Consider the following 23,124-nt stretch of genomic DNA (forward strand, 5'->3'; position numbering starts at 1 on the left):
GCCATCAATTGATATGGCTTACAATGAGGGGACTATCAAGTATGCCATGGATTAATAGCGTGTGCCTTTAACACACGTGCTATCAATCCCTTATAGGCAAAAGCCTATACTACCATAATAAATCTGTATGGGGTGGACTTACATAGGGTCAAAGTCCGTTCCTAGACATAGCCGATATAGTTAGCAAGCTTAGTAAGCATTGCGTTACGTCGTCTTAATATCGTTGTCTTACTTACATAGAAACGGTCTGCAATTTGATCCCACTGATTACAATCAATAGGGCAATCCCAATAACGCAACCGAATCATTTCCATGTCATCTTCATTTAACTCATCCATCAACCTATCTACACCATTAACAATGTTAGCTAAGTTGTTGTATTTTTTATCCTTAGTCTTCTTAATCACTTCACGCTCTACAGGATTACCAGGTAAGTTTGACTTGCCACCTTCTGGATTATCTATCTCATGACTCTCAAGTAATTCATATTCTCTAAAGCGTAATTGCTTTTTGTACTGTGTAATGTTCTGAATGTAGTCTTCTAGTTTACGTATGTCGTAACGCTCAATCACAATCATGTAAGTCCTCCCAACTACTTATTGTTATAACGTTCAATGATTCGTTGTATATCTTTATCTTTAATCAGACAACTAAATATATAGTGGCACTCGTCTAACTCTTTACGCATAAGTATATTAGATATCAAAGCATACAATGCAATGAGTGACATGATGATAGTTAACATTATCCACATTTTTATCCACAACTCCTCCAAGTTTTAATATAATTGTACTTATTGGAAATGTTATTTCAGCCAGCACTAATCACTCACTTCTGCTTTAATCCTATTCAAATCATATTGGTCCGTTTCTAATGCAAAGTCTTTAGGTGCTTCGATATCATCTTCACTTTCTAAAATAGCGATGAGTAGAGAAGTGAGATGCTTACCTAACTCATACACCGCGATAGTAAACCAAATCTTTAATATGCGTTTAATCAACTTATTCACTCCTTATCCAGCTTATTATTTTCAAATTGTTTTCTTTTACGTTCTTCAAACTCTTTTCGCTTATTCCGAGTTTTCTTTGCAATCTTTTTATACTCACGTTCTTGTTTTGTGTTTTCTAAATAAGTCTTAACAATCATCCCAACTAATATAGCCAATAAAATAAAGCAAACTATAATTATTAGTAAATCACCCATTTACCATTCACTCCTTACCTAATATTCTTTTAATCTCTGCTACTATTTCTTTAGTATCCTGTTGATCCAAACCCTTGCTCTCCTCTTTCCGACTCATTGCTAAACTCCTCTACCTCTTTTAACTCTGGTGTCCAAATAGGTACGATAACGAGTTGTGCGAGTTTGTCGCCTTTGTTGATTTTATATACCTTTCTAGCACCTTCTCCTTCGTTTATACAATTACCTTTTATATCTAAGACGCTTACTAATTCATCATCTAAATCTTCATATAGTGATGTTATACCGTCATCTTCCATATCATTTTTAATGTTAATCCCTAGATTTCCTTGATAACCTGCATCTATCTTCCCAGTTTCAATTACTAAATGCGTTTTGCTACTCACACCACTTCTTGAAGTTAATAGTCCAACGTAACCCTCTGGTATGTTTACAGCTACATCAGTTTTAATTACTACTTTCTCCTGTGGCTCAAGTATTACTGTTTCTGCTGAATAGATATCGTACCCAGCATCTAATCTATCTCTCTTCGGCATAGTTGCATTCTCTGATAATAATTTGATTTCTAATGTATTTTTCATTTATGAAACTCCTTTATATTCAGATTGTTTAAACCATTTACAACCTTTATGTGATTTATTAATACCTCGGATACATTCACTTATATGCCCACTGCTAAAACCATTTCTTTCAGCTTCCATCATTGATTTATAATAGTTACATTCTCCGGTTTTTATATTTATGCCCACTATTGGAATAGTTTGTTCTCTTAACCACTTTGGAGAAGTTTCTCTACTTTTTACCATTCTTATATTCTTGGTGCCATGATTTGCATTATGTTTGTAAGTACACCACTCTAAATTAGACAAACAATTATTTTTGCGGTTTTCGTCTATATGATTAACACATTGGTCTTTTGAATTTTTGTTTAAAAATGTTTCAGCTACTAATCTATGGACTAAATATCGCTTAGTCTTACCGTTCTTCGTCAAACCAACTCTTAAATATCCGTAACCATTGTCTGATTGTTTTAGCATTTTATCACTTTTATTACTCCACACGTTACCTTTATCAGATATCATGTATTCTTTATTAAATTTTTTAATATACATCCAATTTTCTTCCATCCTACTCGTCCTCCAATAACTCTGGGTTTTCGTATATGTTGCCTTGAACTTTTAAAATTAAATCATTTGTATAAGATTTAAAATAAAAATCTGACAACATGATAATTTTAGGAAAATCTATAAACTCTATATAAAAAGAACCTTTTGCGTACTTAACAATACTTAATTTATAATTGACGTGTACAATATCCCCTTCATAAATCTCGATACCATTTATGTCTTTCAAACCAGTTGATTGCATGAGTTCAAAATTTTGCATATGTTCACAAGCCGAATAAATATTAGAAAGGTCTGTAACACTTACATTTCCATTCTCGCCAAAACTCACTATCAATTTCTTATCTGTATATTCCATATATTCTCGGTCTTTATCCCACGCTCTAAATTTAGGCATCATCTCAAACACTCCTTATTTATTGATTTGGTAGTCCTGTGCTCAACTTTTTAACTTATCTATCTCTCTTCTGCATTTAAATTTCTATCTAAACAAAACTGTTCAAACTCTGTCTTATTAAATCGAAACTTTAATCCGTGATACATCGTCCGATAATGTCCACATACTTTATACAAACCATCGACAATGTGAACATGTGCTACTCTTTTGCCATCATTATTTAAGAGGTAGTGTTTATTTTTAAAGTAATCTATCATTATTACCATTCCTCGTTTTTAATTAAGTCTTGGCAAATCTCATTAAACGTTTGTATACCACGTCCATTTGTAATATCCAATATCACACCGTAAACGTACTGATTTATTGAGAACTCCGAACGATTTTGCTCTTTTGATACATGACCAGTACCTTGTCTAACATCAGTACACTGTACGTAGACGTCATATTTATCGTTATCTACATATTGCAATAACCCATGTACATAGCCCATTTCTGCTATCGTCCCTTGTGCATGGGGCAAATAGTCAAAGATGAGTATATCGCTCTTGTAAATACCTGCTGTGTCGTTATAAACGATACGTTCTGCTAATCCTGTTTGATCCGCATTCTGTTTATCATTAATATCCTTGTCATCTTGAGGCGCATAGACTCTAAAGCCTAAACGCTCAAGTTCTTTCTTTTCGAACTCACGACGCATTTGTTGTCCAATAGACAACATATCTCCTCCAAGATATACTTGCTTACTCATCTGCCAGCACCTCACTTAATCGACGTTGATAAACGCCAATCTTATTCAAGTCTTCTAAATCATTTTCTTTACGCCCTAAACGAGTAGTATATTTGATAATGTTGAATTTTAAAGCGCCTACCAATTCATCGTGAGTAAACTGTTGGCGACAGAATTCAATAACATCAATGCCATCAGTGCCTTGATAATGACAAGGGACATCGTTCATCTGTTTACGTTTACGTTGTTGCATATCATTTGTTTGCATAGCGCTGACCCCACTTTCCAAACATTTGATTCCAAGTATTCTCAAACCAATAGTCATCTTTAACTTTGTGATAAGTCGCCATTTCTTGAGCAGACACGTTGCGTCTTTTAGTGATTCTTGCTAGCCGTTTCAATTTCACTTCTCTTTCTTGCATTACCTTTCGTTTACGCTCTACTTTTTGCTCTTCTTTGTGTTCTTTCTCGTATTGCTCTGGATTTTGTTTATACTTAACAACACGTTTAAGATTGCGAATACCTTGCTTGAATTCATCCTTAATCTCTTTATGCGTCATTCCTGTATTGATCGCGTCTTTATAGACATCCACAGGAATGTAATAAGGCTTTGAGCCATCTGTTGTTAGATAGCACAAGCGACCTTTATTGTCCTTTTTCTTTGGCAAATTAATTGTTTTTCCCATGTTCTCACTCCTAATCAATATCTTTAATTTCGACATTATCTATATCCAAAAACTCCAGGTCTTCGTATTCCATAAGTGTTGGTCGTTCGACAAACTTATAAAAAATACGTTCAACCTCTTCATTTACTTCTTCATCATAGTCATAAGTAGACTTTGTTATAACAGGAACTGTCAGTTCTGCTTTGATATTCATTTGAACTTTTACATTCGTTTCTTTCCAATTCATATCATCACTCCATAACTTCTAGTTTTAATACGATGCGTGGATTATCTGAGAATCGTTTAAAGCTCTTTATCTCTACAATTTGTCCATCGTCTTGCCACAAATGCTTATTCGCAGCATCTAATATCGTTTTCATCAAATTATCTATGTCGGGCTTTTTACCTTTGTATCGCCCTATCATTTTGCTACGTTTCTTTTTTGACCACGATTTGAGTAATGGAAAGTAAAATTCCAATTCAAGTCGTATATTTTTATCTATCATGAGCATTGGTAATTGCCACTGAATGTCTTTCTTGTGTTGTTCATAACTTTTAGGCATATAAGTTTGTACATACTTGCCCATGCGTCTGAATCTCGGACGTGGTGACGCTACAGGCTTATCAAGTTTAATTTCAATCGTTTCCATGCCAACACCTACATATCAAAGATAGTCGCTTGACTATTTAGTTCTTCTTCAAGATATAAGTTGTGATTTGTTTTGAATTTATTTAGTGCGTTTGGTGCCATCATTTTGCTATCAACGTTCCAATAGCGTTGTCCTGCCAAATTTTCTACGTAAAAATCACCGTCACCTAATTCAGTTACTCTAAACACTCGTTCGCTCTCTGAAGTGAACAGATAGTATTGGTCATTCTCTTCTTGCATGTTTAAATGCCTCCATTTCGTTAAAGATAAAATCTTTGTTCTCTTCAAAACCATCAAAAATGTTGAGTCGTTTCTCATCTAGTAATCGATTGATTGTTTTGCCCCAATCGATGATACGCATTTGAATGAGCGGCTCTCGCTCGTACTCTTTATACATGCGTCTTAACGTCTCTTGTAATTCATTTATTTTCATCCGTAAAACCTCTGTGTCTTCTTGTAAAATTCTAAGTCAACCGTGCCTGTTTCTCCGTCTTTATTTTTAGCTATGATAAACTCTATATCAGATTTGCCTGTGTCGTTATCCACTAGATCTTTATCGTAATAATCTTCACGGTATAAAAAGAAGATCATGTTAGCGTCTTGCTCAATGCCTCCAGCTTCTCTCAGATCGCTCATAAGCGGTCGTTTATCTTGTCTCGACTCTACCCCTCGACTTAGTTGAGAGAGAGCTATAATGGTGCTCCTAGTCTCTTTAGCGATGACTTTTAAATCACGGCTAATCTTTTCAACTTCTAGTCGTCTATCTTTCTGTGGTGTGTCTGATGACATCAAGGTTAGATAATCGATAAATATTACATTAGGCTTGCCATTGGATTGCATCGCTATTTCTCGTATATCGCTAGGTGTTAACTGAGCTTGGTCTTCAATGCGTAAGTGATTGTGTTTTTTAATTACATCAATCGCTTGCATGACTTTATCAACTTCCTCTGGCTTCAGCCCATCCCCTCGCTTAATCTTATGAAGAGGGGTATTTGTCATCATCGCTACAAGACGCTCAACAATATTACTCCCGTCTGTTTCCAAACTGAAAAAGGTCGTAGGAATTCCTGTTCGCGCAATATGCCACATCATCGTTAGTGCAAGTGATGTCTTACCTAAGCTGGGCCTTGCACCTAAGACATTCAGTTGACCACTTTCAAACCCTATGATTTTGCTATCAATAGAATTAATTCCTGTTTTGATAAACGTCTTGCGCTTATCAGATAAGATATTGTCCATCACTTCCGTCAAAAAGTTATCGGTCGGATTGTCTTTTTGGATAGATAGCTCATTTAATTCGTTGAGTTGTTCTGTTAGTAATTTAAAATTCTGTGGCGTTGGACTAGATTGATAATCTTTTGCGTCTGCTAATGCTTTTTTTAGTACATAGTTCTGTAAGATGTTCATTTGATCAGACATGAAAAACGTCTTATCTGCTTGTTTTGAATCATAGAGTTGACTAAGTCTTTGAGTTGGTATAAATGATTTGTCTTTTCGACTTTTGAAATAGATTTGGTTTACATCAACTTTGCCTTGTTCAATAACATAGGTGATAAACTTCTTAATCCCTTCGTTCTCAAACATCTCTGGCTTGACTTTTAATTTACCTAGTAAATCTGGAGTTTGGAGCAGGTTAGAAACAATCGATTCTTCAGTGGATAAAACATCAATGTTATTCATCTTCTTCAGCCCACTCTCTTTTGAGTTGTTCCCATCGTTCTTTTAATTTTCGGTATTGAGATGCGTATTCACTATCATGTTTCATCTTGTATACATGCGTTTCTTTCTCAGGGACAGTTACGGATTCTGCCTTTTTAGGTTGAATTTTTAATATCTCAGATATTGTCGGCTTAAACTTACTACGACTAATGTGTTGTTTAGCCTTTAATAAAGTGCCTTCGTATTCACCGTACTTAGTAAGTTGTTCAATCCACAACTTTGCTTTTAAATCGTCTTCAGGAAAGTTCATAACGAAGGCAGTTTCAAGTAAACTCATAATTGTCGTAGCTTCTTTTTTAGTCATTCCCATTTAATTACGCCTCCCCATTTTTAACTCGTTCAAAATAACTTCCTTCAGTATTTTTGTTACTTTCTTTTGTTGTTTTAGGCATCTCTTTACTGTAATCGTTCATATAGCTTTCTTGTGATAAGAATGTCTTAGGATATTTTTGATACTGTTTATCTGTAATTGTTTTAAGGTAATCTTTAGTACCATTCATAATTGTTTCAAAGTCGTGTTTCTTTAATGCTGACTTAAATAAACTAAATGCTTTTTTCTTATCTAGTTTCTTATCATATAAATTCCACCATTGGTTGAATTGCTCTTGCGTAACTTTAGTTGCGCTATTATTAGTAGTCTCTGAAGTAATCTCTGTGTTAGTCTCTGGTATTGGTTGTGTCATATTGTCATCATCTAATCGTGACAAATTGTCATTTTGTGTTGTGACATTTTGTCCTAATGGTTGTGTCACTATGTTATTTAGTTTTTGGTAGTTAATTGTGTACCATTTAGTTCTATCAAACGCGTATTTGTTATAGTTACCAGTTAGGATTAATTCTTGTTTTTCTAAACTATAGATAATCCTTTTGATAGTACGTTCACTCCAAAATTTAAATTGTTTATGCCATGAATGATAAGAATTGTATATCCATTTCTTGCCATCAAATTGATTTTTGCTTGCATTCAACCAATAGTGCATTTGTTGTAGTATGATAGCTTCATTTAATCCTATTTCTTCGGCTAGCTTCGGTAATACTTGAATCGGATAATCATCGATTAATAGTTTGCTCAATTTTCTTATCCTCCTTTCAGCAATTTGTTCAACCTGTCATCAACTTCCACCCAATTATTTGTTAAGTGATATTTTTCATTAAATGTATTTATACCTATTTGATGTTGCTCTAAATGATGTGAATGACATAGTGCTAGAACTTGGTTATCTTTATGATTAATCTTGTTTCTGTTGCGCCCTGTACCAACTGTATGGCGGTGTGCTAACTCGGCGTTCTGTGCGCCACATATAACGCAAACTCTATTCACAGTACATTTGTATAAGAAATACTTGTCGTTGCTCATGAGAGCGCTTGTGTGCTTTCTCATGGGGATGTCATGTTCAAATACGAAGTCGAGTATTAACTCAATTAATTGGCTTGCTTGTCTTCTTGTGCAATTACTTAACGAGATAGGCTCGTAACCATTAAGCAGTTCCAATTGTTTTTGAAACATGTAACGCAAGTATTCAATCGGTTGTGCGAAGTAGTCGTAAATATCACGCAGCATTGCGAATATCTTACGACGTTGTTTGTCTGTTATTTGATATGGATCAGTAATATCAACTTCGCACTCTACTTCTAAATCGTTATCTAACAGTAGAAAATCTTTATCAGATAAGTCGACACCTTTGACAACTACTGTTGTAGTACCATCATCTTGCTGAACGTAATTAGTTATAATTGCCATCTATATCAACTCAAAACGGTAATTCAGATTCGCTAATATCGGTATTTTCGAAAGGATTATCATCTTGTGAAACTGGTTGTTTAGCATTAAACGATTGGTTAGATTGATTGTTTTGTTGTTTAGATTTAGATTCTACAAATGTCACATTTTCTACAACGCAGTCATTCGTATATATTGTTTGACCGTCTTTTTCAAATTTGCCTGATTGCCAACGACCAGTGATTCCAATTTTGTTACCTTTATTGAAGTTGTTGCTGATGATTTCTGCCGTTTTACTGAAAGCGATACAAGGTACAAAATCACTTTCATACTCACCTGTTTGCTTGTCTTTGAATGGACGTTGCACCGCCACCATAAATTTGACTACATTGTTATTTTCACCGTACGTTTGTGGATTGTTGACTAAGTTCCCTATTAAGCTAATTGAATTCATCATTTTTCCTCCTTGTACTTTTTAGCAGTATTTTGAAGTTGTTTGATATAACCTACTGCTTGAGATTGAGAAATCTTATTATCATCAGGTATCTTGAACTGTTCTCTTACTTGTGCTTCAGTTACTTTTTTATTAAGTGATGACATTAAATCTAAAAAGTTGTTTATCTCTTCGTTTAGTAACTTGATTTGTTTGTTATCAGCTTTTGAATATTGTTCTTGTTTCTGTTTAGCATCTGCATCGTCTTCATCTGTTGGGATATTAAAGAATTTCATTAAGAAATATCGTTCGGAATATGTGAGCGCAGTGCCAAATGCTTGTGATGGATCTTGTTGCTGACCAATTGCATAAAAAGGAATTTCTAATTTTTCCTGTGGATTGTCTGCGTTAATCCACGTATAAGTTAGGTTTGTTTTTACTACAAACTCTGTACTAGTCACTTCTTTTTTCGCTTTATGGTTATAGCGAGTTAATTCAACTTGTTCATATTCTTCGTTTTCTAAATGAGGCACTAACAACAAATTGTGTTCAATCATTTTCTGTCTAATTCTGTGTAAAATCTGCGAACCGCTTACGTAAGTGTAGTTAAAGCCTTTTGTATCTTTCGTAAAACCGTCTATATTCGATTTAACATCTGCAATCTTTTGATATAGATTCAATTCTTCAGTCATCAATATTGACCTCCTCGTATACATCTTTTTCTATGTGCGTGTGTTTGATTGCTACGTGGTCTGTCATGTCTATACTTGCGCCTTCTATGCCATTAAACTCTCTCGCACGGCTAAAGTTTGTTGAATAACTTATATCGCCGTTTCTGTCGGTCGGTTTATTTGTTACAAATAACTCTGTGTCTTTTCGTTTAATTAAATACGTTATCGTCTCTTTCAAGTTGATTACCTCCGTTAAATTGGGGTATAATAAATTCGGTATATTTATTAAATGTTTGACTGTTTGCTAATTGCCGTTAGCATTCAGTCTTTTTTATTTCTTCAATCCAAGTCTTCCAGAATGGGATTGCAATTAGTAATACGGATAAGCTAATAACTAGTGTTGTAGCTAAATGTACTCTTAGTAATACAAGTGCTAATGCAACGATAATCATTGTTAGGTATGCCAATAGATACTTCATCTCATCACCTCCTTTATTTGCCATGTATTTCATTGAAATGTTCGTCGATAAATTTATTCATCTTTCTTGCGTTGAATCTCCATCTGTTAAAACTTTCATCTGGATAGTGAGCTATCCCTTGTTTCTTCAAGATTTTTTCGAATTTAGGATTGAATAACAATCTATCCTTAATAGTGTCGTCAGAAGACATCTTTAACTTTTTCTTCAAGTCCTTTAAGTCCCAGACAGGATCTAAAGAGTAATTAAATAACTCTTCGTATTCTTCTTTTGCAATGAGTACGTGTGTGTCTGGAATGGGCACTGATACATTAAGTGTTTGTGGCATCAAAGCCACTCCTTTCGTGTATAATTTGGTTATCGCTACTGCGTTAGATTGGGGGTGTGCAAATGTATAACGATCCTTTAAAAAATGTTAGACCGATAATTGATAAAAATATCTATGAGTTAAGAAACGTTGCAATGACAGCAACTAAACCTTCGAGAGAAATTAGACAAGTTATAAATCAAACTATGAAATTCGATTATATTTATAAAGATATTGAGAAAATTCCGATTCAATTAAAGCCAATTAATTTCGATACTTCTAACTTGCTTAAAATTTCTGCACCAAGTATTAATATTGCTAAAAACTTTAGAAATAATTTATTTTCTGAAGAAATTCTTAATGATTTCATAAGCTCTACTAACTTTCAGAAAAACGAAGTTTTGAAAATTAGTAATCGTTTGAGACAATCTTTTATCAATACTGTCGATGTCTCTTCTTTTAGTGAAACCATCGATTCTCCCCATCCAATAGATGAGATATATCGCGATTATTACAACAATATATTCAAAGAAGCGCTCAATCATAAGTTCATTTATCCTTCCGCTAAATTTGTAAAAAATGTTTCAGTAACATCTGCGTCTAGTGTTACTGGACCGGTTTTACTAAGAACTATCCTCGATCAATATGTGAATTACTTTGTATTTTCTTCAGTGATTGCAATATTGTTTACTTGTTTTTTAATAGCAAATTGTTTTGCTGAAGATGATACTGATGATTAGGCTACTCACATGCTTAGCACTTCTAATCTCCTCCGCCAAGATGACGATTAGGAGTGCTATTTTTAGTTTCTGCAGCATGGTTATGCCTCCTTTGATGTATAATTTGCTTATCTTCAAATGAAAGTGAGGTGATATAAATGTCTAAGATATATTTCGACCCTCAACAGTTTGCAAATGCTTATTTAAGCACTCAAGAGTTCAAACCGAGTAATTATGAAAGTGAACAAGAAATGCTTGACGAAGCGTTTGCCGTATATTTAATGGCGTTTGAACACGCTAGAAAATATGTCGAGAAAACCCAAAATGACGGTTAGTATTTAAATCTTTTTTATCGATGTAACTAATTGTCGTTTTCCTAGTGTTTATTTCAATTTTTACAACCTTCCATGTCACAACTGCCATTGTGATGAGGAGGGTTGTTTTGTATAAAATATTCATGTTATGCCTCCTTACTTAAAAACTTGTTAATAAAATATTGTTGACCTTTGCCAGTAATCTTAGTTGTACGAGTAACTCTGATTGAGCCATCTGGATTATTTTGAGTTCTCTTTTTGATGTCCATGATTTTTAAATCCATGCTTCTTTGAGTTGGTAAGTTATAAGCCTCACCTTGCTTCTTGATTAGATAACCATTGTCTCTTAACCACTGGAATAATCTATTTTGTCCTATCTTCACACCGTTTTGACTAATTAATTTAGCAAGTTCTCCTACAAGTATTGAACTTGTGCTTGTATCTACTGCGTCTGCAAACATCACTTTTGGTTTGTCTCTTTCAATTTGAGTTTCTAGTTGGTTAATCGTACTGTTAGCAATTTTTAATGCACGTTGCATTATCATTTCTGGACTGTTCCACGCTTTCTCTACTTGAATAAAATATTGTCGTGCTCTTTTACCTGGCTCACTTCTTTGTATCATTGCAATTTCTTTTGCAGTGTCTAGTGTGAGTGCGTGGTCAGTTATATTTTGATATCCACCTCGGGTAAGACAATTTTGGGTCACCCTTGTGTAATCGATATTTTCTTCAAAACCATATTCAGTCATTCTACTGAACCACTTTTTATATTCTGTTCTAATCTCTAGTGCTTCATGTAATTCACGACCACTTATTGCGATCTCTCCATTTTCTTTTTCATGAATGTTGAACATTTGGCCAATATCATTATTTGTTTGTAATTCGTTCAATTAATTAACCTCCTTTTAAAAGTTATTAAAAGTTATATAGATAGTAAAATTTTTTATACTTTAATTTGGTCAATTTCTACATCGTATAACTTTGCTAAAGCATAAACTGTAACATTGCTTAAATTAGTTTCTTCTTTTTCCCAATGTCCGACAGTTTTAGGATTTACTCCTAAAATATCCGCTACTTCTTGTTGCTTTAAATCTCTAATCAATCTCCACTTTCTAACTGTTAGTTGTTCTGGCATGTTGTTCACCTCTCTTTCACACGTATAACTTTATATTACTTTAAATTACTTGTCAACGGGTAAGGTTATATTTTTTCAATTAAAGTTATAAAAAGTATTGTAAAGTAATGTTAGTTGTGGTAAGTTAATATTACATTAAGTAATATTAAAGGAGACAATTATGGAAAATAACAACGTTAGAAAAAAATTATCTGAAAACCTACAAGAACTTATGAAAGAAAGAAATATCGACCAAAAAGAACTTGCTGAAGCTATTGGAGTAACTCAACCTACGGTCTCAAATTGGATTCAACAAACTAAATATCCACGTATAAAAAGAATCCAACAACTTGCAGATTACTTTAATGTATCTAAATCAAGAATTACAGAAGGGAAAAAGGAAATACAACAAGATACACTTGCCGCACATTTAGACGGTGATTTTACAGAAGAAGAATTAGCTGAAATTAGAAAGTACGCTGAATTAGTAAGAAAAGCACATCGCAATAATTAAGGGGAGATTTCTGTGTCACTGTACGAGAATTTAGTTATTAAAAATAAGCATATTCCTATTGATGATGGAATTGCTTTAAAAGAGGGTTTTGAAGGTTTTTATGATAACGGTGTTATACTTATTGATAAAAATCTATCCGAAACACGCAAAGCCGAAGTCTTATACGAAGAACTTGCACATCACAAACTTACATACGGTAACATTTTAGACCAGTCTAAATGGATAAACCGCAAGTTTGAAAACTACGCCAAACGTCACGGGTACGAGGCAGCACTTCCCCTACGTATTATTGTAGAGGCGCATCATTACGGTGTAAGTAACTTATACGAACTAGCGCAGTATGTTCAATTAAGCGAAGAATACGTATTAGAAATATTAGAACATTACAGAAATAAACATGGTATTTACATACGTTATGGAACTTACTTAATTCAGTTTGAACCATTACGTGTGTTTAAATATAAAAATATTAATTAAGGGGGGACATATTTAAATGTCTAAGAATGTTTCAAATTTAACAAATGAAGAATTGTTGGAAAGACAAAGTCGACAATTCGAAGAGTACAAACAACAAGAAAAAGCTAAAAAGAAAAAAGGATGGCTTTTTGGTTGTGGTGGTTGTCTAGTCCTACTAATTCTTATAATTATTGGTATAACTGCTTGTACTGGAACTTTTGTTAATGAAGTAGATAAAAATATTAATAAAGAGAGTTCTGAAGTTAAACAAGATAAAAATGCTACTAAAGAACAAACTGCTGCATTAAACTCTGCTAAAACTTATGCAGATACAATGCATATGTCTAAAAATGGTATCTATCAGCAATTAACGTCTGATGCGGGGGACAAATTTTCTGAGGAAGATGCGCAGTACGCAGTAGATAACTTAAAAGCAGATTATAAGAAGAATGCTCTTGAAAGTGCTAAATCATATCAAGAAGACCAGAACATGTCGAAAGACTCAATTTATAATCAATTAATTTCTGATGCGGGAGATAAATTCACTGAAGAAGAGGCACAATATGCAGTGGATCATTTAGATAAATAAAACAATAAGGGTACTTAGTACCCTTTTACTTTACTCTATTACGATTGAGCCGTTGAGGATGTTTAAATATAAAAATAAAGAATAAGGAGAATGTAAAATGAAGAAGTTTTTAGTTTTGATTTTATCAAGTTTTTTAGTATTGGCAGCGTGTGGGCAAGAAGAACATAAAGATAAGGATAATAAGACGGAAACAAATAAGAAAGCAGAAAAGAAAGATAAACAAAAGAAAGCTGATAACAAGAAAGAAAAGAATGAGGAAAAATCTGCTACAGAAAAATCTACAAATCAAAACGAAACAGATAATAATCAATCCCAAAACTCACAGCCACAATCTCCTCAACAAAATCAAGAACAAACAAGTAACCAACAAACAAGCAATCAACAATCAAATCATTATTTAACTAAAAGTCAAATGCAACATAGACTAAAAAGTGGTCAAAGCGTAGATGGTATGGTTGATACAGATGGCGATACTTGGTACCAAGCACCTGGTAACGGAGATGTGGTAGGCTACACTAAACCTGATGGCACAGTTTGTACTGTCGGAGGATGTAGGACACCCGAGGAGCTACAGCCACAACAAGATAAATCCAATAATGAAGAGTCTGAAGGTCATGAAGAAAAACAGAGAAGTGATTCTCAAGACAATAACCCCGATCAAAAGCAATAGAACTCCTCATCTACCGAAAAACAATCAGTTAATGAAAGTGAGAAAACACCAATAAGGGGAGTCGTTGTCGCTTCCCTTTATTATTTTTTATCTTTTTTAAGGGGGGGACAGTATGCGAACACGTTGTTATGATGGTAAAAAATGGCAATACGAATTCAAATACGAAGGGAAACGTTATCGTAAGAAAGGCTTTAGAACGAAACGTGAGGCAAATTCAGCAGGATTAGACAAGTTGAATGAATTACGCCAAGGATATAACTTCGATAGTTCATTGACGTTAAAAGACTATTTTAGAAATTGGTGTGAGACTTACAAAGAACCTGTAGTTACACCTACTACTTATCGGCATTATAAATTCACCTTACAACATTTAGAAAATCATAAAATAGGGAGTATGAAACTTACAGAGCTAAATAGACAAGTGTATCAAAAGTTTATTAACGACTTTTCTGATAGTCATGCTAAAGAGACTATACGCAAAACAAATGGTGCAATTCGCTCCTCATTAAATGATGCTATATACGATGGACTGATTAGCAAAAACCCTACTTATAAAGTGAATTACAAAGCGGGTAAAGAAACAAAAAAAGAAAGTGAAAAATACGTCACTATTAATGAATATGAAACACTCAAAGAACACTTTAAAAACTCTAATTCACGTGCAGGATTGGCTTTGTATATTATGATTTGCACGGGTTGTCGTATTAGTGGAGTTAAGTATATGAAAGTACAATATATAGATCAAATTAAAAATCAAATATACATTGACGAACATAAAACAGATTCATCTCCTAGATATGTTACTGTTGCTAAAAAAGATATGCAACATATAGTTAGCGCTATTGATGATATGATTATTAGCTATGATGGTTATATATTTAAAAACGGTGGCATAATTCTAACATCAAACGCTATTAATAAAGCTTTAAAAAAAGCTTGCATTAAATTAGGTATTACACCGATAACTTCACATGCTATACGACATACTCATTGCTCTTATTTACTAGCGAAAGGTATATCTATTTATTACATTTCCAAGCGATTAGGACATAAAAATATATCAATAACTACCTCAATATACTCACATCTTTTAGAAGAGAAATTTGTCGAAGAAGATAATAAAGCGGTAGAAGCATTAAGTGAAATGTGATTTTTAGGGACCCGTTAGGGACTTCGACCCTTATGAAATCCCGTGTTATAAGATGCTTATATTCCCTTCGAGGAGGTAAATTTACACTTTAAAGCCGATGTCATCAGTGCCTATGATACTGTTGATGTCGGCTTTTGTTTGTGTAAAATGTGATTTTCATGGCTTCCTAGTAAATCTATATGTAGCTGTTCAAGATGGTTAAATCCCATTCGGCCCACTTAATCTCTATACCCTCGTTCTCAACTACTAACTATTAATGCTAAAATATAATTAATAGAACTATTAAAAACAATATTTCAGGAGGATGTATTAAAATGCGAAAGTTATTGGCATTAACCTTAGCTGGTATATTCGTATTAGGAGCTTGTAGCGGAAATGACGATGATAAAACCTCTTCCCAAAATAAGTCACACAAAAAAGAAAAAAAGTCGGATAAAAAAGAAAGTAATAATCATACTGAACAGAGTAATGCTTCTCAAAACGATAATGTGTCTCAAAATGATCAACAAATGCTCACAAAAGAACAAGCTATCGACGCAGTTAAAGATGAAGTATTGGATGGAGCAGGCGCCGGACCAGGCTCTCAAATATCTGATATGAAAGTTATTAAAGAAACCTCTGATAATTATCACGTCGAATTTAAATCTGGTAGTGAAACTCATGGTGTGGTGAAGCAAGTGATGATTATTAATAAATACACTGGACAAAGAGCGGGTTACTACCAAACTGATAAAGGTACGAATAAAATGAAAGAAGGTGAAGCGCTTCAAATAGCGAAAAATCATTTTAATGGAGGAGTAATCCGACCAGGAGAAATAGATTTTAACTCCTTCCAACTTGAAGGTGCTAAATCGAACAATAAATATTACTTTGTTCGTTATAATGTTACGCGTCTGTCTGAACCTATACCTTTCGAATTGAAAATTGACAAGGATAAAAAGAAAGTTGTAGATAGCAAATCTCTAGGAACAAAAAAGCAAATGGAAGAATTAAGCAAAGTAAGTGAAGAAGATGAGCGAAAAGACCGCGAAGCAAAAGAAAAAGTTCCGAATCCACCTAATAATCAAGATAAACAGAATAAATCTGAAGATACCGCTCAAAATGGTAGCAGTGATGAGCAAAACAAAGCCCCAAACAACTCAGAGGACACTAACGAAAAGCAAACTAACAATGATGAAACTACTGAGGAGGACCACGATAAAGAAAATAAAAACAATCAACCTAACTCCAATAAAGATGATCAAGAAGAATCCCAACAAGAACACACCGACCAAAACGATTCCCAACAAAACGACTCAGAGCAAGACGCGAACTCTGACGAAAACGAAGATAATTAATTCGCAAAACTTATCAATTTCAAATCCCCCACTACAACACAAAGCTACTTCCCCACTAATCACAGGGAAGTAGCTTTTTTCACATCTAATATAGCGAAACGTCTCCGTTCAACCTACCGACTTTTACAAATTATCCTAATAAATCTTCTAGCGCCACTTTCAAGTTAGCATATTTAAAGTTAAAGCCGTGTGCTTGTAATTTATTCGGCAACACTTTTTGCGTATCTAACACAACGGTAGCCATTTGACCCATCACAACTTTCATCGCGATAGCAGGTACCCAAGTGTAATGAGGACGATTCATCACACGACCTAGCGTATAGCCAAACAAGTTCTGACGTTCTGGCATCGGCGCGGTCATATTGAACACGCCTTCTGCACTATCATCCTCAATAACATGTAGCGCACCTCGTACAAGATCGTCGATGTGAATCCATGAATACCATTGACGACCAGAACCTAGTTTACCGCCTACAAAGTATTTATAAGGCATCGTCATCAGTGGTAGTGAGCCACCTTGATCAGAAAGGATAATTCCGAAACGACCCATGATGACACGTGTACCTAGTGCTTCAAATTTACGTGCATGACGCTCCCATTGATAAACGACGTCAGAGAGGAAATCAAATGGTAACGTACGATATTCTTCTGTGTAAGTGTAATTTGTATCAGGCGGGTAGGCACCTACTGCACTCGCGTTAAACAGCACATCAGGGCGTTGTTTGCGATTCGCAAATAGCTCATATAGCGCTTCAGTACTCTTCATACGACTGAGCATGATTGATTGTTTATTCTCTTTCGTCCAACGTTGCATCAAGCTCGCACCAGCAAGGTTAACCACGACATCAATATCAGGCACTTGTTGCTCCCAGCCGTCCTTAGACCAGTTGATATAGTCGATTTGTGCATCGTGACTCTCTTTATCTTGACGCGTGAGTATCGTAATGTGGTGGCCTTGTGCTCTCACACGTTCTACAATCGCTGAACCGACCATTCCAGTTCCGCCGGTAAATAGGTAACGTTGCATAACAACACCTCTTTCATCTTTCTACTCATTATTTTATAATTCCCGTTCTTTATTATGGAAAACACTTCTGTTGTGTAAGGTGAAAGTCAAATATCACATCTAAAGACATTATACCTTACAACTTTCACAGAGTAATTGATAAGTGCTCCCAACTTTTAACCAAATAAATAATAGGCACTACCTGCAATTATAAGAATAATACCGCCTATGAGATACGGGACCCACTTATGACTCGAAGTTTCTTGTTCGTCATGCACTTTCATCATTTTACGCAAAGACTTACGTTGATCTTGATCATGTTCTTCGAAAAATAACTTCAATTACTCACCTACTCTATTATTTATTATCAGCAACTATTGATTTATACAAAGAAGTTGAAAGTCATCTTATGTTTAGCTTACTATTAAGTTAACTATATTAATAGCTTTAAGAAATCAGTTTCATTAAATTTAGATGACAAATAGCTATATGAGGCTGATTTACGTTTAAAACGTAGCGTAACTGGCAATCTTGCTATTAGTAATTATACCAAAGCGGGGGAAAATGAATGTCGAATCGCCAACAACACAAAGAACAAAATCGTAATTTGACAAGAGAAACAAAGAAGAAAATGAGTACAGGTGCGAAGATCGTCAGCACTATTATCGTTTTACTTCTATTATGTGGCTTAGCCTTTGCGATTTTCGCCTTTGTCGACCACTCAAACAAAGGACAAGAACGTTTGGCTGATAAGCATAAAGAAGAACAGCAAAAAGATAAAAAAGCGAACAAAGGCGAATCAGATAAGGATAAAGACAAAGATCACGACAGCGATAAAGAAAATAAGCAGAAACAAGATAAATCATCTAATCAAAATGGCCAAATACAAAACCAGCAAAATAACAACGCTCAAGTTCCACAAGCTGTAATAGATCCATCCAAAAATAATAAAGAACAACAAAGCAATCAATCACCACAAAAATCTAAAAAAACACAAGCTGATAAAGATAAGAATAACACTAAAAACACTTCTACCAACAACTCAGCTCAACAAAAACAGCAATCAGATCAAAGACAACAGCAAAAACAAAAACCAAAGCAAAAAGAACAGCAAACTCAACAGCAAAAACAACAGCAGGCTCAAAAGCAACAACAAAGACAGCAACAATCTAAATCTGATAATAGCACTAGCCAAAACAACGGTAACTCTAACAATTCTAGTAACGGCAACAATTCAAACAATAACGGCTCAAATCAAAACGGTGCACAACAAAATCAATCTCACGCACAAGATGCGCAAACAAGAGCTGTTCGTCGTCAAAATCAATTATGGCAACAACATCAAAAAGAACAACAAGGTCAACAGAATCAACAATCATCTTCTAACCGTAGTGCTCAGAATAATAACCAACAGGACAATTCATAATCGACCTATCTCAACCCATATAAAAGCTGATCCTCATTCTTCAGAAGAAACGAGGATCAGCTTCTCTTTTTGTTTAAATCTATCAAGAATCTTAAATAGTGATATAGAAAAACGATAATGATACTTAGCGAGAATGATTTAAACAGTCGATTTGGCCACGTCCCCTCATGTGTCCAATACATTGTTATCATACTGCTAATCACTAATAAGATACATAGTAATCCAAATTTAATAAACACCCCATCCACTCCCTTTAAGGATATTTTAGTGGATGGGGTGCAAATTTGCAATATTTTTTCTGAATATTATAACATTCTCTTACTATGACTTTTTCTTACTAATTAATGAGATTTACTTTTTTCTTCAGCTTCACCAAAGATTTTACGTTTAATTTCTTGACCAGTTGGTGTACCGGCTAAGCCGCCCATACCTGTTTCACGAAGAGATGAAGGTAAGTTACGACCAATTTTATCCATAGCTTCAATAACTTCGTCAACTGGAATACGACTTTCAACGCCAGCTAGTGCAAGGTCTGCAGAAATTAATGCGTTACCTGAACCGATTGCGTTACGCATAACACATGGAATTTCAACTAAACCACCTACTGGGTCACAAACAAGACCGAGTAAGTTACTGATAGCTAAGGCCATTGCGTGACCTGCTTGTTGTGGTGAGCCGCCTGTCACTTGTGTTGCAGCTGCTGCCGCCATAGCTGATGCTGAACCTACCTCAGCTTGGCAACCACCTGTCGCACCTGCCACACTACCGTTGTTAGCGATGACTTTACCTACAAGCGCTGAAGCAAATAGGAAGTCAATCAGTTGATCTTCAGTTAAGTCATGTGTTTTTTCAAGTTTAAAAATAACGCCTGGAATCGTACCTGACGAACCTGCTGTTGGCGTCGCACAGATAATACCCATTGCTGCGTTAACTTCGTTCGTTGCAACGGCACCTTTCACAGCGTCCATCATTTCATTGCCCGCTAATGCATGATTTTCTTCACGATATTTTTGGAGTTTAATCGCGTCTTGACCAGTGTAGCCCGTTACACTTTTAACGCCTTCTCCAGTAGTCCCTCTTTTTACGCCGTCACGCATAACTTCTAGGTTCGTCTTCATTTGTTCACGAACGTCTTCTCTAGAAGTTTCTTGTCTGTCCATTTCTTGTTGAATCATCATTTCAGCGAATGTTGTTTGATGTTGTTCTGCATACTCTATTATTTCTTGCATCGTATCAAACATGTAAATACACCCTTTCTAATGTACGTATGAGAAGTTCAAGTTACTGTATTTGTCTCGCATTTGCTCTAGCAAGTCAGATTTCATATCTTTATTGAGATGAAGTGCAAGTAAGCATCCATCTTTATGAATTGTCTTGATTTCTTCGTTAATGTCTACATCTTTATCGATTAAATCGTTGATTAGGTGGTTGATTGATGCAATATCTGAATCCCCGTCAATAACTAAGATTGGTAAACCGTGATTCATTAAGATACATAATCCATTCACATGGATACTCTTAATCTTGATTGTTCCCCCACCGATTGAGATACCGTTGACCTCAACATGACGATCACCAGCATCTGCTTTTAGCAATGCACAGTTAGGATGTTCACCTAAGCTGTGACCTGACTCTTCAATGATATCGACTTTGATACCTTCTTTCTCAGCAATCTTTGTTGATTCTGGAATACGCTCGTCAAATGTTGTGAAACCAAGCGCACCACCAACGATTGCTAAATCTGTACCGTGTCCTTGGTGTGTAGCTGCAAATGATTCATAATAATGTACTTCTAAGTTCTCTGGTTCGTGTTGTAAGACTTCTCTTAATGCGTTACCGATTTTGACTGCACCTGCTGTGTGTGAACTTGATGGACCAATCATTTTTGGCCCGATGATATCAAATGCACTTTTAAAATCTTGTGTGCGTGCCATAACGACATTACATCTCCTTAATTTGCTTGTTTATTTAATTTAGGCGTTTTGAAGTTGAGTTTAGACAAGTTAAGTTTTTTAATCAACTTACCAATGATAAGACTTAATATAATACTTACAACTGCAACGATTACTAACGTAATGACTATTTTAACAGGCTCGTTGAAGCCGAATAAAACGACAGGGCCTGCAATCGGTGTAGCCATACCTGGAGTGTTAAGAACCAACCCACTCACTGTAACAATAATTGCGTTGACTACGCCAATAATAGCGTTTGTACCATAGAGCTGAAGTGGATACTTCGCTATGATATCTATTTGAGTCAACGGTTCAATGGCAACGGCGAATGCTTTAGATGGGCCGCCAATCTTAAGCTCTTTGAAGAGTACGAAGTTGACGAAAGATGCACCCATACAAGTGATCGCACCGATAGCCATCGGTGTACTTGTCAATCCGAGCAATGTTGCTAATACCATTGAACTTAGTGGTGTCATACCCGTTACTGGAATAATTAATCCAAGAATGACAGCTAATGCGTAAGGGTTGTTCTGACCTACTGCAGTAACCGCACTACCAATTTGATGTAATACAGCAATAACTCCTGGGCTAATCAACTTAGCAATTCCGTAAGCAATTGCTGGTGCGAGTAAGATAACTACAATTAAATCTAATCCTTCTGGTACTTTCTTCTGAATATATTTCAATCCAAACGCAACTAAATACGCTGCTATGAACGCAGGTAATAATTGGAAGTCCTTAAGTACTAAACCTACGATAACAGCAAAAACTGGTGAAATGCCTAAGTTTAAGCAAGTTAGAATACCAACTGCGACACCAGTTAAACTTCCAGCTAAATCACCAATATCCTTTAAGAATGTAATATGAAAGATTTCACCTAATGCATAACTAAGAAACGCTTGTGGTAGCATTGTCGAACAAGCAGCTCCCGAGAGTGCTTGTAATCCTTCTTTACCAAATGGCGCAAAGTTTAAAAATAACGTCATCGCCAATAGTACGACAAGCAACGTTCCTATCCCTAAAACGATATCCATTTCCCATAACCTCTTTTCCAAAAGTAATATAATATAGCTTTGTATTATATTAATCTCTCATTGCATATATATTCTATTATTTTAAGAAAGCACTTACAACAGTAAATGTTTATAATTGTTGTCAATATTGTGAAGTTTTTCACAAGTAATTTTAAAATCCTTTCATGATGCCTTTTAAAGACATAAAATAATTATTGACTTTCAAAAAAATAAAGGTATACACACTTAATATTATGTTCTTTTATAAATTATGACAGAATTTTACATAAAATTAAAAACGCCGAGAAACCTAGTAGTTAGGCTACTCGACGCTATTACAAAAAGTTGCGTATTCAAAATATTCTTAATGCATATCTTTAAAAAAACGGAATGATTTCACTGGCTTTAACAATATCTTCAGTGAAGAAATATTGCTTGCCCTCACCTGTATAAGCTGGTGTGAGAACTAAATTAGCTTTCGCACTATATAGCCACTCAGGGTGCAAGCCACTATTTAGAATCTCTTGAAACTCCTGAAACTCTTTCTGCCAATCGATATGAATATCTGCTTGTTTCACTTTGTACCTCCTCTTATCACACTTAAGTTATAGAGGATTCATCTATTTAAACTCCCGTTAATGTTTAATGTAATGTCGGTGTCAAAGCAAACCATCTTCGTAAGTATTGTGAGATGTCTTAACTATAACACAAACATACATTCGTATAAAGAAGTGTACGCAATATAATACCCCACTACAACGATTGCATGCTCTGCA

The 23,124-nt window shown here is 35.0% G+C and carries 39 protein-coding genes and 1 pseudogene; 9 read left to right on the forward strand and 31 right to left on the reverse strand.

The genetic code is table 11. From position 1 onward, the window contains the following. Positions 1-161 precede the first annotated feature (161 nt). The 22 genes from HMPREF2802_RS06180 to HMPREF2802_RS06285 all read right to left on the reverse strand — a co-directional run bounded on the left by HMPREF2802_RS06180 (position 162) and on the right by HMPREF2802_RS06285 (position 10,109). On the reverse strand, positions 162-578 hold the full coding sequence (locus tag HMPREF2802_RS06180) for a DUF722 domain-containing protein (protein WP_070503125.1): 417 nt from the start codon (positions 576-578) through the stop codon (positions 162-164). 242 nt (positions 579-820) lie between these two features. Then, positions 821-1,000, reverse strand: coding sequence for a transcriptional activator RinB (rinB, locus tag HMPREF2802_RS06185; RefSeq protein ID WP_070503126.1), 180 nt, complete (start codon positions 998-1,000; stop codon positions 821-823). Positions 1,001-1,005: 5 nt separating this feature from the next. Beyond that, on the reverse strand, positions 1,006-1,203 hold the full coding sequence (locus HMPREF2802_RS06190; protein ID WP_070503127.1) for a hypothetical protein: 198 nt from the start codon (positions 1,201-1,203) through the stop codon (positions 1,006-1,008). 50 nt (positions 1,204-1,253) lie between these two features. Then, a complete protein-coding gene (locus HMPREF2802_RS06195; RefSeq protein ID WP_070503128.1) occupies positions 1,254-1,781 on the reverse strand; it encodes a dUTP diphosphatase in 528 nt (175 codons plus the stop codon). Next, positions 1,782-2,327: an NUMOD4 domain-containing protein gene (locus HMPREF2802_RS06200; RefSeq protein ID WP_070503129.1), complete on the reverse strand. Its 546-nt coding sequence runs from the start codon at positions 2,325-2,327 to the stop codon at positions 1,782-1,784. 1 nt (position 2,328) lies between these two features. Then, positions 2,329-2,724, reverse strand: coding sequence for a YopX family protein (locus HMPREF2802_RS06205; protein ID WP_070503130.1), 396 nt, complete (start codon positions 2,722-2,724; stop codon positions 2,329-2,331). A 56-nt stretch (positions 2,725-2,780) separates the two neighbouring features. Continuing rightward, a complete protein-coding gene (locus HMPREF2802_RS12470; RefSeq protein ID WP_070503131.1) occupies positions 2,781-2,987 on the reverse strand; it encodes an SAV1978 family virulence-associated passenger protein in 207 nt (68 codons plus the stop codon). Beyond that, complete coding sequence (locus HMPREF2802_RS06215; RefSeq protein ID WP_070503132.1) at positions 2,981-3,469, reverse strand: nucleoside 2-deoxyribosyltransferase; 489 nt, start codon at positions 3,467-3,469, stop codon at positions 2,981-2,983. Before HMPREF2802_RS06215 ends, HMPREF2802_RS12470 begins: the two co-directional genes overlap by 7 nt. Further along, the gene (locus HMPREF2802_RS06220; protein ID WP_176744775.1) at positions 3,462-3,716 is read right to left on the reverse strand and encodes a DUF3310 domain-containing protein; all 255 of its coding nucleotides are present in this window, start codon (positions 3,714-3,716) and stop codon (positions 3,462-3,464) included. The genes HMPREF2802_RS06215 and HMPREF2802_RS06220 overlap by 8 nt, the downstream gene beginning before the upstream one ends. Next, positions 3,703-4,134: an SA1788 family PVL leukocidin-associated protein gene (locus HMPREF2802_RS06225; RefSeq protein WP_070503133.1), complete on the reverse strand. Its 432-nt coding sequence runs from the start codon at positions 4,132-4,134 to the stop codon at positions 3,703-3,705. The genes HMPREF2802_RS06220 and HMPREF2802_RS06225 overlap by 14 nt, the downstream gene beginning before the upstream one ends. Positions 4,135-4,144: 10 nt before the next feature. Beyond that, positions 4,145-4,360, reverse strand: coding sequence for a hypothetical protein (locus HMPREF2802_RS06230; protein ID WP_070503134.1), 216 nt, complete (start codon positions 4,358-4,360; stop codon positions 4,145-4,147). 4 nt (positions 4,361-4,364) lie between these two features. Next, complete coding sequence (locus tag HMPREF2802_RS06235; protein WP_070503135.1) at positions 4,365-4,763, reverse strand: RusA family crossover junction endodeoxyribonuclease; 399 nt, start codon at positions 4,761-4,763, stop codon at positions 4,365-4,367. 8 nt (positions 4,764-4,771) lie between these two features. Beyond that, entirely contained in the window at positions 4,772-5,002 is a 231-nt protein-coding gene (locus HMPREF2802_RS06240; protein ID WP_070503136.1) for a DUF3269 family protein, read from the reverse strand. Further along, the gene (locus HMPREF2802_RS12130; protein WP_070503137.1) at positions 4,986-5,195 is read right to left on the reverse strand and encodes a hypothetical protein; all 210 of its coding nucleotides are present in this window, start codon (positions 5,193-5,195) and stop codon (positions 4,986-4,988) included. Before HMPREF2802_RS12130 ends, HMPREF2802_RS06240 begins: the two co-directional genes overlap by 17 nt. Further along, positions 5,192-6,442: a DnaB helicase C-terminal domain-containing protein gene (locus tag HMPREF2802_RS06250; RefSeq protein WP_070503138.1), complete on the reverse strand. Its 1,251-nt coding sequence runs from the start codon at positions 6,440-6,442 to the stop codon at positions 5,192-5,194. Before HMPREF2802_RS06250 ends, HMPREF2802_RS12130 begins: the two co-directional genes overlap by 4 nt. Beyond that, complete coding sequence (locus tag HMPREF2802_RS06255) at positions 6,435-6,791, reverse strand: hypothetical protein (protein WP_070503139.1); 357 nt, start codon at positions 6,789-6,791, stop codon at positions 6,435-6,437. Before HMPREF2802_RS06255 ends, HMPREF2802_RS06250 begins: the two co-directional genes overlap by 8 nt. A 4-nt stretch (positions 6,792-6,795) precedes the next feature. Continuing rightward, positions 6,796-7,554 (reverse strand): replication protein, encoded by a 759-nt coding sequence (locus HMPREF2802_RS12325; RefSeq protein ID WP_256277929.1) that lies wholly within the window; start codon positions 7,552-7,554, stop codon positions 6,796-6,798. A 5-nt stretch (positions 7,555-7,559) separates the two neighbouring features. Continuing rightward, a complete protein-coding gene (locus tag HMPREF2802_RS06265) occupies positions 7,560-8,222 on the reverse strand; it encodes a putative HNHc nuclease (RefSeq protein ID WP_070503140.1) in 663 nt (220 codons plus the stop codon). A gap of 10 nt (positions 8,223-8,232) precedes the next feature. Next, complete coding sequence (locus HMPREF2802_RS06270; RefSeq protein WP_070503141.1) at positions 8,233-8,655, reverse strand: single-stranded DNA-binding protein; 423 nt, start codon at positions 8,653-8,655, stop codon at positions 8,233-8,235. Further along, positions 8,655-9,326, reverse strand: coding sequence for an ERF family protein (locus tag HMPREF2802_RS06275; RefSeq protein ID WP_070503142.1), 672 nt, complete (start codon positions 9,324-9,326; stop codon positions 8,655-8,657). Before HMPREF2802_RS06275 ends, HMPREF2802_RS06270 begins: the two co-directional genes overlap by 1 nt. After that, the gene (locus HMPREF2802_RS06280) at positions 9,319-9,543 is read right to left on the reverse strand and encodes a DUF2483 family protein (protein WP_070503143.1); all 225 of its coding nucleotides are present in this window, start codon (positions 9,541-9,543) and stop codon (positions 9,319-9,321) included. The genes HMPREF2802_RS06275 and HMPREF2802_RS06280 overlap by 8 nt, the downstream gene beginning before the upstream one ends. A gap of 254 nt (positions 9,544-9,797) precedes the next feature. Continuing rightward, on the reverse strand, positions 9,798-10,109 hold the full coding sequence (locus HMPREF2802_RS06285) for a DUF771 domain-containing protein (protein ID WP_070503144.1): 312 nt from the start codon (positions 10,107-10,109) through the stop codon (positions 9,798-9,800). Between the two features lie 62 nt (positions 10,110-10,171). Between HMPREF2802_RS06285 and HMPREF2802_RS06290 the strand changes: the two genes are divergently transcribed. Then, the gene (locus HMPREF2802_RS06290; protein WP_083307601.1) at positions 10,172-10,828 is read left to right on the forward strand and encodes a hypothetical protein; all 657 of its coding nucleotides are present in this window, start codon (positions 10,172-10,174) and stop codon (positions 10,826-10,828) included. A gap of 137 nt (positions 10,829-10,965) precedes the next feature. Then, positions 10,966-11,142, forward strand: a complete 177-nt coding sequence (locus HMPREF2802_RS12135; protein WP_011276076.1) for a hypothetical protein — start codon at positions 10,966-10,968, stop codon at positions 11,140-11,142. A 16-nt stretch (positions 11,143-11,158) separates the two neighbouring features. Here the strand turns inward: HMPREF2802_RS12135 and HMPREF2802_RS12330 are convergent. The 3 genes and pseudogenes from HMPREF2802_RS12330 to HMPREF2802_RS06300 form a co-directional block, all read right to left on the reverse strand. Continuing rightward, positions 11,159-11,266: pseudogene (locus HMPREF2802_RS12330) on the reverse strand (hypothetical protein); the annotation flags it as partial. 1 nt (position 11,267) lies between these two features. Then, entirely contained in the window at positions 11,268-12,011 is a 744-nt protein-coding gene (locus HMPREF2802_RS06295; RefSeq protein WP_141746385.1) for a phage antirepressor KilAC domain-containing protein, read from the reverse strand. Between the two features lie 53 nt (positions 12,012-12,064). Further along, positions 12,065-12,256: a helix-turn-helix transcriptional regulator gene (locus tag HMPREF2802_RS06300; RefSeq protein ID WP_070503145.1), complete on the reverse strand. Its 192-nt coding sequence runs from the start codon at positions 12,254-12,256 to the stop codon at positions 12,065-12,067. 160 nt (positions 12,257-12,416) lie between these two features. On the opposite strand from HMPREF2802_RS06300, the gene HMPREF2802_RS06305 reads away from it, so the two are divergent. From HMPREF2802_RS06305 to HMPREF2802_RS06330, 6 genes are all read left to right on the forward strand, one after another. Further along, positions 12,417-12,749, forward strand: coding sequence for a helix-turn-helix domain-containing protein (locus HMPREF2802_RS06305; RefSeq protein ID WP_070503146.1), 333 nt, complete (start codon positions 12,417-12,419; stop codon positions 12,747-12,749). Between the two features lie 12 nt (positions 12,750-12,761). Beyond that, positions 12,762-13,226, forward strand: coding sequence for an ImmA/IrrE family metallo-endopeptidase (locus HMPREF2802_RS06310; RefSeq protein WP_070503147.1), 465 nt, complete (start codon positions 12,762-12,764; stop codon positions 13,224-13,226). A gap of 16 nt (positions 13,227-13,242) precedes the next feature. After that, the gene (locus tag HMPREF2802_RS06315) at positions 13,243-13,794 is read left to right on the forward strand and encodes an Ltp family lipoprotein (protein WP_070503148.1); all 552 of its coding nucleotides are present in this window, start codon (positions 13,243-13,245) and stop codon (positions 13,792-13,794) included. 97 nt (positions 13,795-13,891) lie between these two features. Next, positions 13,892-14,464: a hypothetical protein gene (locus HMPREF2802_RS06320; RefSeq protein WP_070503149.1), complete on the forward strand. Its 573-nt coding sequence runs from the start codon at positions 13,892-13,894 to the stop codon at positions 14,462-14,464. Positions 14,465-14,576: 112 nt separating this feature from the next. Next, positions 14,577-15,614 carry a tyrosine-type recombinase/integrase gene (locus HMPREF2802_RS06325; RefSeq protein WP_070503150.1) on the forward strand — a complete coding sequence of 346 codons (1,038 nt, stop codon included), beginning with the start codon at positions 14,577-14,579 and terminating at the stop codon, positions 15,612-15,614. 314 nt (positions 15,615-15,928) lie between these two features. After that, positions 15,929-16,951: a hypothetical protein gene (locus tag HMPREF2802_RS06330; RefSeq protein WP_070503151.1), complete on the forward strand. Its 1,023-nt coding sequence runs from the start codon at positions 15,929-15,931 to the stop codon at positions 16,949-16,951. 130 nt (positions 16,952-17,081) lie between these two features. Here HMPREF2802_RS06330 and HMPREF2802_RS06335 read toward each other — a convergent pair whose 3' ends face one another. Next, positions 17,082-17,978, reverse strand: coding sequence for a TIGR01777 family oxidoreductase (locus tag HMPREF2802_RS06335; RefSeq protein WP_070503152.1), 897 nt, complete (start codon positions 17,976-17,978; stop codon positions 17,082-17,084). Positions 17,979-18,133: 155 nt separating this feature from the next. Next, on the reverse strand, positions 18,134-18,298 hold the full coding sequence (locus tag HMPREF2802_RS12140) for a hypothetical protein (RefSeq protein ID WP_176744776.1): 165 nt from the start codon (positions 18,296-18,298) through the stop codon (positions 18,134-18,136). A gap of 227 nt (positions 18,299-18,525) precedes the next feature. On the opposite strand from HMPREF2802_RS12140, the gene HMPREF2802_RS06340 reads away from it, so the two are divergent. After that, positions 18,526-19,383, forward strand: a complete 858-nt coding sequence (locus HMPREF2802_RS06340) for a DUF4887 domain-containing protein (RefSeq protein ID WP_070503153.1) — start codon at positions 18,526-18,528, stop codon at positions 19,381-19,383. A gap of 341 nt (positions 19,384-19,724) precedes the next feature. Here the strand turns inward: HMPREF2802_RS06340 and sdaAA are convergent, their stop codons facing one another. The 4 genes from sdaAA to HMPREF2802_RS06360 form a co-directional block, all read right to left on the reverse strand. Next, positions 19,725-20,624, reverse strand: coding sequence for an L-serine ammonia-lyase, iron-sulfur-dependent, subunit alpha (gene sdaAA, locus HMPREF2802_RS06345; RefSeq protein WP_002472928.1), 900 nt, complete (start codon positions 20,622-20,624; stop codon positions 19,725-19,727). 15 nt (positions 20,625-20,639) lie between these two features. After that, positions 20,640-21,317, reverse strand: coding sequence for a serine dehydratase beta chain (locus HMPREF2802_RS06350; protein WP_002472938.1), 678 nt, complete (start codon positions 21,315-21,317; stop codon positions 20,640-20,642). Positions 21,318-21,334: 17 nt separating this feature from the next. Further along, complete coding sequence (locus HMPREF2802_RS06355) at positions 21,335-22,369, reverse strand: PTS sugar transporter subunit IIC (RefSeq protein ID WP_002472907.1); 1,035 nt, start codon at positions 22,367-22,369, stop codon at positions 21,335-21,337. A 356-nt stretch (positions 22,370-22,725) separates the two neighbouring features. Next, positions 22,726-22,926: a hypothetical protein gene (locus HMPREF2802_RS06360; protein WP_002472910.1), complete on the reverse strand. Its 201-nt coding sequence runs from the start codon at positions 22,924-22,926 to the stop codon at positions 22,726-22,728. Between the last annotated feature and the right edge of the window lie 198 nt (positions 22,927-23,124).

Origin of the sequence: Staphylococcus sp. HMSC071G07, assembly GCF_001811435.1 — a bacterium.
GTDB classification, from domain to species: Bacteria; Bacillota; Bacilli; order Staphylococcales; family Staphylococcaceae; genus Staphylococcus; species Staphylococcus pettenkoferi.

Coding starts and splice junctions, on each gene's coding strand:
- HMPREF2802_RS06180 (WP_070503125.1), bottom strand. CDS start 578: ATGATTGTGATTGAGCGTTACGACATACGTAAACTAGAAGACTACATT.
- HMPREF2802_RS06190 (WP_070503127.1), bottom strand. CDS start 1,203: ATGGGTGATTTACTAATAATTATAGTTTGCTTTATTTTATTGGCTATA.
- HMPREF2802_RS06195 (WP_070503128.1), bottom strand. CDS start 1,781: ATGAAAAATACATTAGAAATCAAATTATTATCAGAGAATGCAACTATG.
- HMPREF2802_RS06200 (WP_070503129.1), bottom strand. CDS start 2,327: ATGGAAGAAAATTGGATGTATATTAAAAAATTTAATAAAGAATACATG.
- HMPREF2802_RS06205 (WP_070503130.1), bottom strand. CDS start 2,724: ATGATGCCTAAATTTAGAGCGTGGGATAAAGACCGAGAATATATGGAA.
- HMPREF2802_RS12470 (WP_070503131.1), bottom strand. CDS start 2,987: ATGGTAATAATGATAGATTACTTTAAAAATAAACACTACCTCTTAAAT.
- HMPREF2802_RS06215 (WP_070503132.1), bottom strand. CDS start 3,469: ATGAGTAAGCAAGTATATCTTGGAGGAGATATGTTGTCTATTGGACAA.
- HMPREF2802_RS06220 (WP_176744775.1), bottom strand. CDS start 3,716: ATGCAAACAAATGATATGCAACAACGTAAACGTAAACAGATGAACGAT.
- HMPREF2802_RS06225 (WP_070503133.1), bottom strand. CDS start 4,134: ATGGGAAAAACAATTAATTTGCCAAAGAAAAAGGACAATAAAGGTCGC.
- HMPREF2802_RS06230 (WP_070503134.1), bottom strand. CDS start 4,360: ATGAATTGGAAAGAAACGAATGTAAAAGTTCAAATGAATATCAAAGCA.
- HMPREF2802_RS06235 (WP_070503135.1), bottom strand. CDS start 4,763: ATGGAAACGATTGAAATTAAACTTGATAAGCCTGTAGCGTCACCACGT.
- HMPREF2802_RS06240 (WP_070503136.1), bottom strand. CDS start 5,002: ATGCAAGAAGAGAATGACCAATACTATCTGTTCACTTCAGAGAGCGAA.
- HMPREF2802_RS12130 (WP_070503137.1), bottom strand. CDS start 5,195: ATGAAAATAAATGAATTACAAGAGACGTTAAGACGCATGTATAAAGAG.
- HMPREF2802_RS06250 (WP_070503138.1), bottom strand. CDS start 6,442: ATGAATAACATTGATGTTTTATCCACTGAAGAATCGATTGTTTCTAAC.
- HMPREF2802_RS06255 (WP_070503139.1), bottom strand. CDS start 6,791: ATGGGAATGACTAAAAAAGAAGCTACGACAATTATGAGTTTACTTGAA.
- HMPREF2802_RS06265 (WP_070503140.1), bottom strand. CDS start 8,222: ATGGCAATTATAACTAATTACGTTCAGCAAGATGATGGTACTACAACA.
- HMPREF2802_RS06270 (WP_070503141.1), bottom strand. CDS start 8,655: ATGAATTCAATTAGCTTAATAGGGAACTTAGTCAACAATCCACAAACG.
- HMPREF2802_RS06275 (WP_070503142.1), bottom strand. CDS start 9,326: ATGACTGAAGAATTGAATCTATATCAAAAGATTGCAGATGTTAAATCG.
- HMPREF2802_RS06285 (WP_070503144.1), bottom strand. CDS start 10,109: ATGCCACAAACACTTAATGTATCAGTGCCCATTCCAGACACACACGTA.
- HMPREF2802_RS06290 (WP_083307601.1), top strand. CDS start 10,172: ATGTATAACGATCCTTTAAAAAATGTTAGACCGATAATTGATAAAAAT.
- HMPREF2802_RS12135 (WP_011276076.1), top strand. CDS start 10,966: ATGTCTAAGATATATTTCGACCCTCAACAGTTTGCAAATGCTTATTTA.
- HMPREF2802_RS06300 (WP_070503145.1), bottom strand. CDS start 12,256: ATGCCAGAACAACTAACAGTTAGAAAGTGGAGATTGATTAGAGATTTA.
- HMPREF2802_RS06305 (WP_070503146.1), top strand. CDS start 12,417: ATGGAAAATAACAACGTTAGAAAAAAATTATCTGAAAACCTACAAGAA.
- HMPREF2802_RS06315 (WP_070503148.1), top strand. CDS start 13,243: ATGTCTAAGAATGTTTCAAATTTAACAAATGAAGAATTGTTGGAAAGA.
- HMPREF2802_RS06320 (WP_070503149.1), top strand. CDS start 13,892: ATGAAGAAGTTTTTAGTTTTGATTTTATCAAGTTTTTTAGTATTGGCA.
- HMPREF2802_RS06325 (WP_070503150.1), top strand. CDS start 14,577: ATGCGAACACGTTGTTATGATGGTAAAAAATGGCAATACGAATTCAAA.
- HMPREF2802_RS06330 (WP_070503151.1), top strand. CDS start 15,929: ATGCGAAAGTTATTGGCATTAACCTTAGCTGGTATATTCGTATTAGGA.
- HMPREF2802_RS06335 (WP_070503152.1), bottom strand. CDS start 17,978: ATGCAACGTTACCTATTTACCGGCGGAACTGGAATGGTCGGTTCAGCG.
- HMPREF2802_RS06340 (WP_070503153.1), top strand. CDS start 18,526: ATGTCGAATCGCCAACAACACAAAGAACAAAATCGTAATTTGACAAGA.
- sdaAA (WP_002472928.1), bottom strand. CDS start 20,624: ATGTTTGATACGATGCAAGAAATAATAGAGTATGCAGAACAACATCAA.
- HMPREF2802_RS06350 (WP_002472938.1), bottom strand. CDS start 21,317: ATGGCACGCACACAAGATTTTAAAAGTGCATTTGATATCATCGGGCCA.
- HMPREF2802_RS06355 (WP_002472907.1), bottom strand. CDS start 22,369: ATGGATATCGTTTTAGGGATAGGAACGTTGCTTGTCGTACTATTGGCG.